This is a genomic window from Mycobacterium colombiense (assembly GCF_003284975.1).
GTDB classification, from domain to species: domain Bacteria; phylum Actinomycetota; class Actinomycetes; order Mycobacteriales; family Mycobacteriaceae; genus Mycobacterium; species Mycobacterium europaeum_A.
The window spans coordinates 1-12,875 of record NZ_QMEU01000118.1 but is presented as its reverse complement, the minus strand read 5'-3'; the positions used below and the strand labels follow the sequence as shown (position 1 = coordinate 12,875).

Annotated in this window: 13 protein-coding genes; 8 read left to right on the top strand and 5 right to left on the bottom strand. The window is 69.4% G+C overall.

Annotation, left to right across the window (positions count from 1 at the left end; genetic code table 11):
* From DQP58_RS23080 to DQP58_RS23060, 5 genes are all read left to right on the top strand, one after another.
* A partial coding sequence (locus tag DQP58_RS23080; protein ID WP_133259421.1) for a zinc-dependent alcohol dehydrogenase occupies positions 1-951 on the top strand: 951 nt, incomplete at its 5' end.
* 66 nt (positions 952-1,017) lie between these two features.
* Positions 1,018-1,650 (top strand): TetR/AcrR family transcriptional regulator, encoded by a 633-nt coding sequence (locus DQP58_RS23075; protein ID WP_165827938.1) that lies wholly within the window; start codon positions 1,018-1,020, stop codon positions 1,648-1,650.
* A gap of 74 nt (positions 1,651-1,724) precedes the next feature.
* The gene (locus DQP58_RS23070; RefSeq protein ID WP_112710484.1) at positions 1,725-2,390 is read left to right on the top strand and encodes a TetR/AcrR family transcriptional regulator; all 666 of its coding nucleotides are present in this window, start codon (positions 1,725-1,727) and stop codon (positions 2,388-2,390) included.
* A complete protein-coding gene (locus tag DQP58_RS23065; RefSeq protein WP_112710483.1) occupies positions 2,383-3,573 on the top strand; it encodes an NAD(P)-binding protein in 1,191 nt (396 codons plus the stop codon). Before DQP58_RS23070 ends, DQP58_RS23065 begins: the two co-directional genes overlap by 8 nt.
* Positions 3,570-4,190 (top strand): DinB family protein, encoded by a 621-nt coding sequence (locus tag DQP58_RS23060; protein ID WP_112710482.1) that lies wholly within the window; start codon positions 3,570-3,572, stop codon positions 4,188-4,190. The genes DQP58_RS23065 and DQP58_RS23060 overlap by 4 nt, the downstream gene beginning before the upstream one ends.
* Here DQP58_RS23060 and DQP58_RS23055 read toward each other — a convergent pair.
* From DQP58_RS23055 to DQP58_RS23045, 3 genes are read right to left on the bottom strand one after another with little or no spacing between them, the layout of a single operon-like run.
* A complete protein-coding gene (locus DQP58_RS23055; protein WP_112710481.1) occupies positions 4,151-5,617 on the bottom strand; it encodes an FAD-dependent oxidoreductase in 1,467 nt (488 codons plus the stop codon). The genes DQP58_RS23060 and DQP58_RS23055 overlap by 40 nt on opposite strands.
* A complete protein-coding gene (gene bphC / locus DQP58_RS23050) occupies positions 5,614-6,522 on the bottom strand; it encodes a biphenyl-2,3-diol 1,2-dioxygenase (RefSeq protein ID WP_112710480.1) in 909 nt (302 codons plus the stop codon). Before bphC ends, DQP58_RS23055 begins: the two co-directional genes overlap by 4 nt.
* 8 nt (positions 6,523-6,530) lie before the next feature.
* Positions 6,531-7,715 (bottom strand): acyl-CoA dehydrogenase family protein, encoded by a 1,185-nt coding sequence (locus DQP58_RS23045; RefSeq protein ID WP_112710479.1) that lies wholly within the window; start codon positions 7,713-7,715, stop codon positions 6,531-6,533.
* 190 nt (positions 7,716-7,905) lie between these two features.
* Here DQP58_RS23045 and DQP58_RS23040 point away from each other — a divergent pair, with 190 nt between their 5' ends.
* The 3 genes from DQP58_RS23040 to DQP58_RS23030 are packed head-to-tail and all read left to right on the top strand — an operon-like array spanning position 7,906 to position 11,173.
* Positions 7,906-9,531 (top strand): flavin-containing monooxygenase, encoded by a 1,626-nt coding sequence (locus tag DQP58_RS23040; RefSeq protein WP_112710478.1) that lies wholly within the window; start codon positions 7,906-7,908, stop codon positions 9,529-9,531.
* Positions 9,528-10,331 (top strand): mycofactocin-coupled SDR family oxidoreductase, encoded by an 804-nt coding sequence (locus DQP58_RS23035; protein ID WP_112710477.1) that lies wholly within the window; start codon positions 9,528-9,530, stop codon positions 10,329-10,331. Before DQP58_RS23040 ends, DQP58_RS23035 begins: the two co-directional genes overlap by 4 nt.
* Positions 10,328-11,173, top strand: coding sequence for a mycofactocin-coupled SDR family oxidoreductase (locus tag DQP58_RS23030; RefSeq protein ID WP_112710476.1), 846 nt, complete (start codon positions 10,328-10,330; stop codon positions 11,171-11,173). Before DQP58_RS23035 ends, DQP58_RS23030 begins: the two co-directional genes overlap by 4 nt.
* A gap of 7 nt (positions 11,174-11,180) precedes the next feature.
* On the opposite strand, the gene DQP58_RS23025 is transcribed toward DQP58_RS23030, so the two are convergent.
* Together DQP58_RS23025 and DQP58_RS23020 are read right to left on the bottom strand one after the other, a co-directional pair.
* Positions 11,181-12,062, bottom strand: coding sequence for an alpha/beta fold hydrolase (locus DQP58_RS23025; protein ID WP_205869519.1), 882 nt, complete (start codon positions 12,060-12,062; stop codon positions 11,181-11,183).
* Between the two features lie 74 nt (positions 12,063-12,136).
* The coding region (locus tag DQP58_RS23020; RefSeq protein WP_114149366.1) for a WS/DGAT domain-containing protein at positions 12,137-12,875 on the bottom strand (739 nt) is incomplete at its 5' end.

The window sequence follows — 12,875 nt, the reverse complement described above, 5'->3', positions numbered from 1 at the left end:
GCGACCTGCGACGTGGACCGGGCAATGATGCTGGGCCGCACCCCATTTCCGCTGCCGCTGCACCTCGGCCACGAATGCGTGGCCGAAGTGGTCGACGTGGGGGACGAGGTGGCCTCCGTTCGCATCGGCGACCGGGTGGTGGTGCCGTTCCAGATCAGCTGCGGGCGCTGTTCCGCCTGCCGGCGCGGCCACACCGGCAGCTGCCTGTCGGTGCCCCCGGCATCGATGTACGGGTTCGGCATCTCCGGTGGCCGTTGGGGCGGCGCGTTGGCCGACCTGATGGCCGTTCCCTTCGCCGATGCCATGCTCGTGGCCTTGCCCGACGGCGTCGAACCGGCCGCGGCGGCCGGGGTGGGGGACAACATCTGCGATGCCTACCGGCAGGTCGCGCCGCACCTACCCGGCCTGCTGGCCGCCGACCCCGACGCCGAGACGCTCATCGTGGGGCGGATGGGCAGCCGTGAGCCGATGACCTCCAGCGCGGTGCTGTGTACCGGATTGATCGCTCAGGCCTTGGGCGCGCGCAGAATTCACATCGTTGACGGCCGTGCGGCCGTCCGCGATCGCGCCGAGCAACTGGGTCTGCGTGCGCTGGATCCGCGGCGCCCCCGCGAGTGGCCGACCGCCCCGCTGACCGTCGACGCCACCGGCACCCCGAGCGGGCTCCGCCAGGTACTTCGCCACACCGCGCCAGATGGCATCTGCACCTGCGTCTGGTCGCTGCACCGGCGCGCCAGCGTGCCCCTGGCCGCCTGCTACGTGCGCAACGTGACGCTGCACATCGGCCGCAGTCACGTCCGTGCCGTCATGCCTTCGGTGCTCGAACTCATGGCCGCGGGAAAGCTGCGACCCGAGCTGGTCACCACGCTCACCGCCTCGTTCGACGACGCTCCGGGCGCCCTGCGCGAGCACTGCCACGGAAACGCCATTAAGGCCATCCTCACGGCCTGACGACCATGCCGCGAACGAGCATCTCCATAACCCGGATCGGGAACCCGCGTGTGTCAATATCGGGTAGTGCAGCCGTCGCGAACGTATCGAGGAGCCACCCCCGGTCAACGGGCCGAGCAGCGGCGCACGCGCCTCATCGAGGCCGCGGTCGATGTGTTCGGCACGGTCGGCTACCGCGCCGCGACGGTCGACCAGGTCTGCGCCAGCGCCGGGCTGTCGAAGCGGTACTTCTACGAATCGTTTCCCGACAGCGAGACGCTGTTGCTCGCCTGCTACCAGCGATGCGCCGAGGAAATGCACCAGGCCATGGTGAACGCCGTCGCCCAGGCGCCGGCGGACAACCTGGACGTTCAGTTACGGGCGGCGCTGACGGGCTACTTCGAAGCCATCGACGCCGACCAGCGGCGAGCGCGGATCACCCTGCTGGAGATCCTCGGCGTAAGCCCCGCGGTGGACGCCGCCTGGGCCGAGCAAACCCAGCGGTTCGCCGCCTCGGTGGAGACTCTGGCGGCCGTCGCCTTCACCAAGACCACACTGCCCAAGGGCCAGCGGGCCATCATTGCCGAGGAAATCATCGGCGCCATCACCACCGCCGCCACGCTCTGGCTTCTGCAGGATCGCCGGCGCCGCCGGTCGCAACTCATCAACGCCACACACGTGCTGGTCCTCGCCGTTTTCGACCGGCTGCCCCACGCCTGACTCACCACCGAGCCTTGCGGTCGGTGCCGGCCGCTGCTTTACTGCAAGTAAGTGCTTACTTCCCGGGAGGTGCGGTGCCCGTCACGTCGCGACAGCGGATCATCACCGAAGCGCTGCGCCTGTTCGGGCAACGCGGGTTCGCGGCCACCACGATCGCCCAGATCGAAGAGGCCGCCGGGCTGTCGCCGGGCTCGGGCGCGCTGTACCGGCACTTTCGCTCCAAGGACCAACTGCTCTACGAAGCCATCGGCGAGACCCTCGCCGATCGCGACCAGTGGGCGCCGTTCTTCGAGCCCGGCTTCTCGGTACTGGAATTGCTCGACCAGGTGGCCTCCGGTGCCAGGCTGGTCGACAGGCTCGTGCTGCTCTGCCGGGTGGGGTTGGGCCGGCTGGACCACAACCGCGATGTCACCCGGATCCTGTTGCGCGACACATCGGCGTCGCCGGAGGTGCTCGAGGTGTTCCGCCGCAACGAGTACCTGCAGGTGCTGTCGGTGATCTCCCGCGGGCTGGCCGAACTGGCCGGGCCCGACCACCGCGCACCCGACTGGGACGCCGCCGCCGTCGTGGTGCTCAGCGCCGTCGCGCATTACTGGCTGATCCGCGACACGTTCGGCGGTGAACACCCGGCCGCCATCGACGAGGAGCGATACCTGCGTTCCACCGCGGAAATGATCGCGGCCCGACTGCAGTGGCCGGATCCGACGCCCAACCCCGAAGAAAGGAACAACGATGGGTAGCCACATCAGCGTGATCGGCGGTGGTCTCGGCGGCCTGACCGCCGCCATCGCATGCGCGGAAGCCGGTGTCCCGGTGCGGCTTTACGAAGCGCACGATCGCCTGGGTGGCCGCGGCCGCGCCACCCCGCCGCCGTATGTCGCCCACGACGGTGCGCACGTGTTCTACGCCGACGGCCCGCACTACAAGTGGCTGAAAAAGCGCGGCTTCGTCAAGCGCCTCGGGTGGCCCGGTCCGGTCGCCATGGCCACACTGCTGCACTTTCGCGCCGACGGACGAATCCGTGCGCTGCCGCCGTTACCGATGCTGCGTCCGCAATCGCGCAAATGGCTCACCGCGCCCGTCGACGTCGACTTCCACACCTGGGCCAGCGGGCGGTGGGGCGAAAAGACGGCCACACAGATGGCCAACGCGATCAGCGTCGTCACCTATCACGCGGACACCGGCCAACTTTCGGCGGCGTTTGTGTGGACGCTGTTCCAACGGGTCCTCGGCCCCAACCCGCCGGCGGTGCGCTGGGTTCGTGGCGGCTGGCAAACTGTCATCGACAGGATGGCCGACCGCGCAAAGGAACTCGGCGTCGCGGTGCAGACCGCGGCGCGCATCGACACCTTGCCCGCCGGCGGCCCGGTCATCGTGGCCACCGACATCGCCGCGGCGCGCTCCCTGCTGGGCGACGACAGCCTCAGCTGGACAAGCGGACACGCCGCGCTGCTCGACATCGCCGTCAAGGCCGGCCGTAAGGACACCAACCTGATTTTCGATCTCGACGAGGGCGGCTTCCACGAGAGCTACAGCATGCAGGACGATTCCGTGGCCCCCGCCAAAGAGGCGCTCTACCAACTGCAGATGCCCGTCCGCGCCGGCGAGTCGCACGCGGACGCACACCGGCGACTGGAAGGCCTCGCCGACCAAGCGCTGCCGAACTGGCGCGAGCGCACCACCTTTTACCGCACCGCCATCGCCAAGGGCCGCACCGGCGCCCTGGACCTGCCCGGGCAGACCTGGCGTGACCGGCCGGCCGTCTACCGCGGCGACGGCGTGTATCTGGTCGGCGACATGGTCTCCGCGCCGGGCATGCGCGGTGAAATCTCCATTAACAGCGCTATTTCCGCCGCCGCGGCCGCCACCGCCACACTGACCAAGGTGCGCACGCGCGCGCCCTCGGGCCGAAGCGCACCGTGATCGATCTCAAGGACGATTTGCATCGAGAGCTGCGTGACGCCCGCGCGGCGGTGGTCTGGAAGCTCGACGGACTGTCCGAATACGACATCCGCAGACCGATGACCCCGCACGGCACCAACCTGCTGGGCTTGGTCAAACACCTGACTGGTTGCGAGATGGGCTATTTCGGCGAGGTGTTCGGCCGGCCGTTCCCGCGTCCGCCGCTATGGCTGAGCGACGCGGCGGAGCCCACCGTCGACATGTGGGCCGCGCCCGACGAGAGCCGTGGTGACATCGTCGATCTGTACCGGCGGGCGTGCGCGCACTCCGATCGCACCATTGCGGCGCTGGGCCTCGAGCATCCCGGTGTCGTGCCCGGCTGGCCCGAAGACCGGCGCTCGGTGACGCTCGGGCGAATCCTCGTGCACATGCTCGCCGAGACCGCACGCCACGCGGGCCACGCCGACATCGTTCGCGAACTCATCGACAACCGAGCCGGATCGCACCCGGGCCGCTCCGGCCTTCCCGACGTCGACGGCCCGTATTGGGTTGCGCTGCATGAACGTATCGAGCGCGCGGCCCGTCAGGCGCAGAAGACTCAGCCTTTGGCGGCCGAAAGCCCGGCGCGCCGGCCATAGAAGCTGCCGTCCCCCAGCGAGACGCCGCTGGCGTAGCCCCAGGCGGCCAGCCCGGCCGAGCACCGGCCGGCGGCGAAGAGGCCCGGGATGGGCGCGCCGCTGACATGGAGCACCTCGGCGTCCAGCGTGGTGGCCAGCCCGCCCAGCGTGAAACCGCCGGTGTTCTCCCGCAGATCGACCGCGCCGACGGGGGAGCCGATCGGCTTGATCCACTCCGGCTTCTTGTGCAGCAGCGGATCCTCGCCGCGCGCGGCGCTCTCGTTGTAGGCGGCCACGGTCGCCTGCAGCGATGCCGGCGGCAGCCCCATCTCGGCTTCCAGGTCGGCGACGGTGTCGGCCACCCAGTTCGCCGGGCGCAGCATGAACTTCGGCGACCACGAGGCCATCGCCTCCTGTTGCGCGTCGTCGTCGATGATCAGGTACGCGACGTTGTCCTGTTGGTACAGCGTGAGCTGCCCGATCCGGCCCGGGTAGGTGTCCTCGGCGACGTAGCGCTGGCCCCGCCCGTTGACGAGGAGGCCGCGCACCAGCTGCTGCGGGTCGATGAAGATCGCGACCTCGGTGGCGTCCATGTGGGCCAGGTCGGCGCCGAGCGCCTGCGCCATCCGGATCGCCTGCCCGTCATGCTGCTCGATCGAGGCGGCCGGGCGCCCGGCGATCCGCGGCGCGTAGCGCGCCACCATCGCGTCGTTGTAGGCGAAGCTGCCCGTCGCGAGCACCACGCCGTTGCGCGCCCGGATGCTCAACTCGGTGCCATACCGGCGGGCCCGGATGCCGACCACCCGGCCGTCGGATTCGGTGATCAGCCGCTGCGCCCGCACGTCGTACAGCGCGCGTGCGCCTGCGGCAGTGGCGGCTTCGACGAGGGGCTTCATCAGCATGTAGCCGGCGCTGGCCTCGCCCTGCTTCTTGTTCTGCATCTGCGGGACGTGCCCGCGCGGCGCGGGGGTGGCGATGGTGTTGAACGGGAAGGAGTTTTCGCCGCCGCTGTACATCAACCCCTGATCGCCCATCGGTTCCCAGCCGGGCTCGGAGAAGAACTCCGCCTTGAACGGCACGCCGCAGCCGACCAGCCAGTCGAAGTGGGCGACGCTGCCCGCACAGTAGTCGGCGATCCTGATCTCGTCGGCGCCCGGGCCCATCGCGACGTTGAGGAACGCCGCCATGTTGTCGACGGAATCGGCGAAACCGCAAGCCGTTTGGATCGGGGTGCCGCCGCCGAGATAGATGAAGCCGCCGGCCATCGACGCCGCCCCGCCCCACGAGCCGGTGCGCTCGAGCACCAGGACGTCGGCGCCGGACCGGGCCGCTTCCACCGCCGCGGCCGCACCCGCGACCCCGTAGCCGGCGATGACGACGTCGGCCTCGGCATCCCACGAGGTGATCGAGGACGCCGCGACCGGCGTCACGTCGGAGTCGGGCGTCACAGCCGCATGGCCGCGGGCATTTCGCCGACCCACTGGTGGCCCCAGTAGCTGTCGGCGGTGATTTCCTCTGCGGTGTAATAGGTTTCGTCGACCCGCATCCCGTCGGTGCCGAATTCGATGTCCCAGTCACCGGGTGCGCGGACGTAGAACGAGACCATCTTGTCGTTGGTGTGCCGCCCCAGGGTGGACGACAGCTGGAATCCCTCGGCGTTGACCCGGTCCAGCGCCTGCCCGACGGCGTCGAGGGTGTCGACCTCCACCATGATGTGGACCAGGCGCGGGTCGCGCTGGTGTGCGGCCGGCACGATCGCCAGGCTGTGATGTCGCTCGTTAATGCCCAGGAACCGAACCCGCACGGGCCCAAACTCTTTGGGCAGCGGCACCCGGAACGCGCCACGGGCCCGGAACCCCAGAACCTCGGTGTAGAAGTCGAACAGACCGTTGGGGTCGGTGGCCGGCACCACCACGTGCCCCATGCCCTGATCGCCGGTGACGAAGCGCGCGCCGAACGGCGTGACGACCGGGCTGTGGTCGAGCACCGCGCCGTGGAATACCTCCAGCGTGGTGCCGGCGGGATCCTCGAAGGTGATCACTTCCTCGACGCGGCGGGCCTCGGCTTCGTCGGGGGACAGCTGCTTGTAGGCCACCCCGGCGCCGTCGAGGGTGGCCTGCACGCGCTGCAGAGCCGGGTGGTCGCGCACTTCCCAGCCGACGGTGAGCACCCGGTCGGTCTCACCGGGCACCACGATCATGCGGGCCGCCCGCTCGTCCATCCGCAGGTACAGCGCCGAAGGATCGGGGCCCTTACCTTCGGCGAACCCCAGCACGCCGAAGGCGAACTGCCGCCAGCGGTCGATGTCATTAGTCGAAATGGTGATGTAGCCAAGGCTTTTCAGGTCGCTCACTAATGCTCCTAGATCAGGGCCCGCAGCGGACCCTCGGGCGGGTCGATGCCGATCGAGCTCAGCGCCGCCGCGTGATAGGTGGTGCCCGGGACATGGATGGCGTGCATCTGGCCGACGTGTACGTCACGCCAATATCGTTGCAGCGGCTTGTCCATCCGCGCCGCGTTGCCGCCCGAGCGGGCGAAGATCTCGTCGACCGCCGACACCGCGCGCCACACCGCGCGCACCTGCGTGCGGCGCCCGGCCGCCCGATCGGCGAACGACACCTCCTTGCCGGCGGCGACCATGTCGTAGATGCGGTCGGCGTTGGCCAGCAGCTCCTGGCGCGCCGCGTTGATGTCGGCGGCCGCCTCGCCGATGGCGTGCATGACGTAGGGGTCGTCCTTGATCGCGGTCCCGGTGGCGCCGACCCGCTCGCGCTGATAATCCAGATGCGCGGCGAGTGCGCCCTCCGCGATCCCGATGGTGGCCGCGGAGATGCCCAGCGGGAACATCGTCGACCACGGCATCAGGTAGAGGGGTTCGGTCATGCCGGCCTCGCGCTGGGCGGTGCCGTCCATCACCTTGGTCGCGTCCATGGTCCGGTAGCTGGGCACGAACGCATCCTTGACGATGACGTCCTTGGAGCCGGTCCCGCGCAGCCCCACCACATTCCACGAATCGTCGACGATCTCGTAGTCCTTGCGGGGCAAGATCATGTGCAGCATCTGCGGTGGCATCAGCGGGATGCCGTTGGCGTCGCCGAGCATTGCCCCCAGGATGATCCAGTCGCAGTGGTCGGTGCCCGAGCTGAACTGCCAGCGGCCGTTGAAGAGATACCCGCCGTCGACTGGTTTGGCCACGCCCTGCGGCGCGTAGGGGGAGGCCATCCAGGTGTCGACGTCGTCGGCCCAGATCTCGGCGGCGACCTTCGGGTCCGCGTACGCCAACTGGTAGGGGTGCACGCCGACGACGCCCACGATCCAGCCGGCCGCCGGATCCAGTGCCGCGGTGGCCATCGTCGTCTCGGCGAACTCGCGCGGGTGCACCTCGAAGCCCTGATATTGCTTGGTCTGCAGCAGCCGGATCAGGCCGGCGCCCTTCATCAGCTTGACGGTGTCGTCGGTGAGCCGCCCGATGCGTTCGGCCTCGGCGGCTTGGTCGCGCAACTGGTCGGCCATGGCCACTACCCGGTCGAGTACCCGCTCGCTCATATCGTTGTCCTTACGTGTGGGGGCTAAGCACGTGTGGGGGCTAAGTAATGGTCTACCGCAGTCGGGGCCCGTCCCAAAGGAAATCCCGATCAGCGGACACCACGGGCGTCAAAAAAATTCTTCGCCCCAAGCGTCCGGTGACCGGGAGGCCGCGCGGTCCGCGCGGTCCGCGGCCCTACGGTGACTCGTTGTGAACGATCCCGGCGCGCGGTCCCTCGACGTCGTCGTGGTCGGCGCGGGGTTCGCCGGCCTGTACGCGCTGCACAAACTGCGCGGACAGGGCTTGTCGGTGCGAGTGCTCGAGGCCGCGCCCGAACTGGGCGGCACCTGGTACCACAACCGGTATCCGGGCGCGCGTTGCGACGTGGAGAGCGTCGACTACTGCTACTCGTTCTCCGACGAACTCCAGCAGGAGTGGAACTGGACCGAACGGTATGCCACCCAGGCCGAGATCCTGACGTACCTGAACTGGGTCGCCGACAAGCTCTACCTGCGCCGCGACATCGCGTTGCGCACCCGCGTGGTGTCGGCGCACCTCGACGAGGCGGCGTTGCGCTGGACGGTCACCACCCAGGCGGGACAATGCTTTTCGGCGCGGTTCGTGGTGATGGCGACGGGTCCGCTGTCGGCCGCGCTGACCCCGAACTTCCCTGGCCTGGACACCTTCGCCGGCGAGCTTTACCACACGGCGCGGTGGCCGCACCGGCCCGTCGACTTCACCGGCAAACGGGTGGCGGTCATCGGCACGGGATCGTCCGGCATTCAATCGATTCCGGTCATCGCCGAGTCCGCCGCCCACCTCTACGTCTTCCAGCGCACCCCCAACTACAGCGTCCCGGCCGGCAACAGGCCCCTGTCCGCCGCCGAGCTCGACGAGATCAAGGCCGGTTACGCGCAGCGGCGTGCGCTGTCGTGGCGCAGCGGCGGTGGCTCGCCGCACATCACCGCCCCCAGGCCGACGATGCAGTTCACCGCCGAGGAGCGGCGCGCGGCGTTCGAAAGGCGTTGGCAGCAAGGCGGCGTGCTGTTCGCCAAGACGTTCCCGGACCAGCTGACCGACCTGGAGGCCAACGACGAGGCCCGCCGGTTCTACGAGGAGAAGGTTCGGGCCGTCATCGACGATCCGGCCGTCGCCGACCTGTTGATTCCCACCGACCACCCGATCGGCACCAAACGAATCTGCACCGACAGCAACTACTTTCAGACCTTCAACCGGGCGAACGTTTCGCTGATCAGTGTGCGGGCCACCCCGATCGAATCCATCGACGCCACCGGCATCAACACCGCCGGAGCCGATAACACCAAAGCCCATTACGACGTCGACATGATCGTGCTGGCAACGGGTTTCGACGCGATGACCGGGGCGCTGGGCAAAATCGACATCGTCGGCCGGCGCGGCACCGCCCTGCGCGACGATTGGGCGCACGGGCCCCGCACCTATCTGGGGTTGGGCGTCGACGGCTTCCCCAACCTGTTTTTGGTCTCGGGTCCGGGGGCGCCCGCCGTGCTGGCGAACATGGTGCTGCACGCCGAGGCCCAGGTGAACTGGATCGCCGACGCGATCGCCCACCTCGATCGGCACGGTTACGCCGCGCTGGAAGCCACCATGGACAGCGTGGACGTGTGGGGCGCCGAATGCGCCCGCCGGGCCGAGGCCACGCTGTTCACCAAGGCCAACTCCTGGTACATGGGCGCCAACGTGCCAGGCAAGCCGCGCGGCTTCATGCTGTTCACCGGGGGCTTCGCGACATACAACGACATCTGTGCCGAGGTCGCCGGCGGCGGCTATCGCGGCTTCGATCTAATCGAACGATGACGGGGTTGCTGGACAAGGTTGTGGTGGTCACCGGTGCGGCCAAGGGGACCGGGCGGGTGCACTGTGAGCGGTTCGCCGACGAGGGGGCCGACGTGGTCGCGCTCGACGCGCCCGCGGCGGCCGACGAGTTGCGCGCTACGGCAAGCCGAGTCGAGGACCGGGGCCGGCGGTGCGTAACCGGCCTGGCCGACGTCAGCGAGCTCGAAGCGATGGCGGCCGCCATCGGCGCCGGCGTGGCCGCGTTGGGCGGGCTCGACGTGGTCGTCGCCAACGCCGGGGTACACCTGCCCGGCGCACCGTCGTGGGAACTGGACCCCCAGGTCTGGCAGCGCACGCTCGACATCAACCTCACCGGCGTGTGGCATACCGTCCGGGCGAGCGTGCCGCACCTGGGTGATAGCGGCGGCTCGGTGGTCATCATCAGCTCCACCAGCGGCCTGCGCGGCCTGCCCAACACCGCCCACTACACCGCCAGCAAGCACGCGGTGGTGGGATTGGCGCGCACCCTCGCGAACGAGCTCGGGCCGCGCGGCATCCGGGTCAACACCGTGCACCCCGGGCCGGTCGCCACCCCAATGGTGCTCAACGAGGCCACCTTTCGGCGGCTCCGGCCGGACCTGGACAACCCGACGGCGGCCGACGCGGCCGAGGTGCTGCAGGCGCGCAACCTGCTGCCGGTGCCGTGGGTCGAGCCCGTCGACATCGCCAACGCCGTGCTGTTTTTGGCCTCGGACGCGGCCCGCTACATCACCGGCACGCAGCTGGTGGTCGACGCCGGCCTGACGCAGAAGACGACGTGAGCGCCACGCGCGGCGGGCGACTGCACGGCAAGGTCGCGCTGGTCACCGGAGCGGCGCGCGGGATCGGCCGCGCGCAGGCGGTGCGGTTCGCGCAGGAGGGTGCGAACATCGTGGCGCTCGACGTGTGCGGCCCGGTCGACACCGTGCGCATCCCGCACAGCACCCCCGCCGACCTCGACACCACCGCGTCGCTGGTGCGCGATGCCGGCGGCCTCGCGCACACCGAGATCGTCGACGTGCGAGACCTCGCCGGTGTGCAGGCCGCCACCGACCGCGGGGCCGAGCGACTCGGTGGCCTCGACGCGGTCTGCGCGACCGCGGGCATCACCTCCCGTGGCATGGCGGTCGAGCTCGACGAAAACGCCTGGCGCACAATGCTGGACGTCAACCTCACCGGGGTATGGCACACGTGCCGCGCGACCGCGCCGCACCTGATCGCGCGTGGGGCGGGGTCGATGACCCTGACGAGTTCCATCGCGGGCCTGCGCGGGCTGGTCGGCGTCGCGCATTACACCGCCGCCAAGCACGGCGTGATCGGCATGATGCGCAGCCTGGCCAATGAGCTTGCGCCGCACAACGTCCGGGTCAACTGCATCAGCCCGACCAACGTCGACACGCCCATGATCCACAATGACGTGGTGAGCGCCGCATTCCGGCCCGACTTGGACCGTCCGCCCACGCGCGCGGAATTCGCCGAGGCGGCCCGCTCGATGAACATGCTCGCGGTGCCCTGGGTGGACGCGGTGGACGTGGCCAACGCCGCGCTGTTTCTCACCTCCGACGAGGCCCGCTACATCACCGCGATCGTCCTGCCCGTCGACGCCGGAGCCACCCAGCGCTAAGGATTGGCTAGCCGCGCGAGAGGAACGCCAGGACGGTGCTTTCGAACGCCGCCTTGGCCTCGATCATGGCCCAGTGCCCGGAGTTGGGGAAGATGTGCAGCTCCGCGTTGGGGATGGTGCGCATCGGGATCAGCGCCATGTCCGGCGGGCTCACCCGGTCGTCGCGGCCCCAGGTCAGCAGCGTGGGTGCGGTGAGCTTGTGCATCGTCGCCCACGGCAGCGGCCGGTCGGAGGCGTTCAGCGCGGCGTTCATCCCGGCGAACGCCGCCCTGCCGTACATGCGCCGCGCCGCGGCCAGGGTGTCCGCGTCGGTGGCCAGCTGCCAGCGTTCCTCGATCAGGTCGTCGGTGACCAGCGCCTGGTCGTAGACCATCGACTTGAGCCAGTCGACCAGCCGCTGCCTCGTGGGGTCCTCGACGAATTCCTGCAGCAGCCGAATCCCTTCGCTGGGACTGGGACTGAAGATGTTGGTGCCGATCCCGCCGATGGTCACCAGCCGGCCGACGCGGTCCGGATTGTGGGTCGCGAAGTTGATGCCGACGCCACCACCCATCGAGTTGCCGACGATGTGCACCTTGTCCACGCCGAGCGCGTCCAGGAAGGGCGACACCGTGCCGAAGGCGGTCACCATCGGGTGGCCGCCGAAGTCGTCGCTGACCCCGAAGCCGGGGAACTCGAGGACCAGGCAGCGGAACCGCTCGGCGAAGGCGGGCAGCACGCCGCGGAAGTTGCGCCAGCCGGTGACACCGGGACCGGAGCCGTGCAGGAACAGCAGCGCCGGACCCGAGTGGGATCCGCCGGTGTCGTAGTAGCGCAAAGCGCCCTTTTCAGTGCTGATTTCGCGCAGGTCGTGCGCCGCGACGCTGGTCGGTTCAGAAGTGTCTGCCACGGATGTCACCCTGCCATGCCGCGGCGGCGACCATGGACGGGGTTCCGCTGACCGGGCAGATCAGACCGGGCAGATCAGACCGGGCGATCGCCCGGCTCACCGCAACTCAGGAGCTCTTTGAGCGCGGCGGGAAACGCATCGGCGAGGTCCCAGAGGTCCGGAACCAGGTCCGGGCAGGAGATGATGCCGATGCCCAGCCGGCCGTTGAGCGACATCACCGTGATGTTCAGCGCGGCGCCCGCGATGATCGGGCCGAGCGGATACATCGCGTCGAGCCGGCACCCCAGGAAGTAGAGCTGTTCTTGCGGGCCGGCGACGTTCGACAGCACCAGGTTGTGCGGCGGGTTCTCGGGCAGGGGGAGTCGCGGCAGCAGCCGTCGGGCGGCACCGAACAGGGTCTGCCCGGCCACTTGCGTCCAGTCGTGCAGCAGCGTCGGGCCCAGCGCCGCGGAGTGGTCCTTCGCCGCGGCGTTTCCTTCGGCGATGCTCGCGAGCCGTTCCACGGGGTCGTCGATGTGGGTTTCGAGGCGGCAGAGCATCCAGCTCATCTGGTTGCGGCCCGCGCGGGTGGATTTGCCGCGCACCGACACCGGCACGCTCGCGACCAGGGGGACGTCGGACAGCGCGTCACGGTCTTGGAAGTACTGCCGTAACGCCCCGGCGCACAGCGCCGTCACGACATCGTTGACGGTGACCCCGAACCGGTTTTTGACGGTTTTGACGTCCTCGAGGTCCACGTGGGTCAGCGCGACGTTGCGGCGCCGGGTGAACGAGCCGTTGAACGCGGTCGGCGGCGCCGCGAATGGGGCCGCC

Excerpts from the sequence above, each read along its gene's own strand:
- DQP58_RS23035 (WP_112710477.1), top strand. The coding sequence starts at position 9,528 with ATGACGGGGTTGCTGGACAAGGTTGTGGTGGTCACCGGTGCGGCCAAG.
- DQP58_RS23065 (WP_112710483.1), top strand. The coding sequence starts at position 2,383 with ATGGGTAGCCACATCAGCGTGATCGGCGGTGGTCTCGGCGGCCTGACC.
- DQP58_RS23045 (WP_112710479.1), bottom strand. The coding sequence starts at position 7,715 with ATGAGCGAGCGGGTACTCGACCGGGTAGTGGCCATGGCCGACCAGTTG.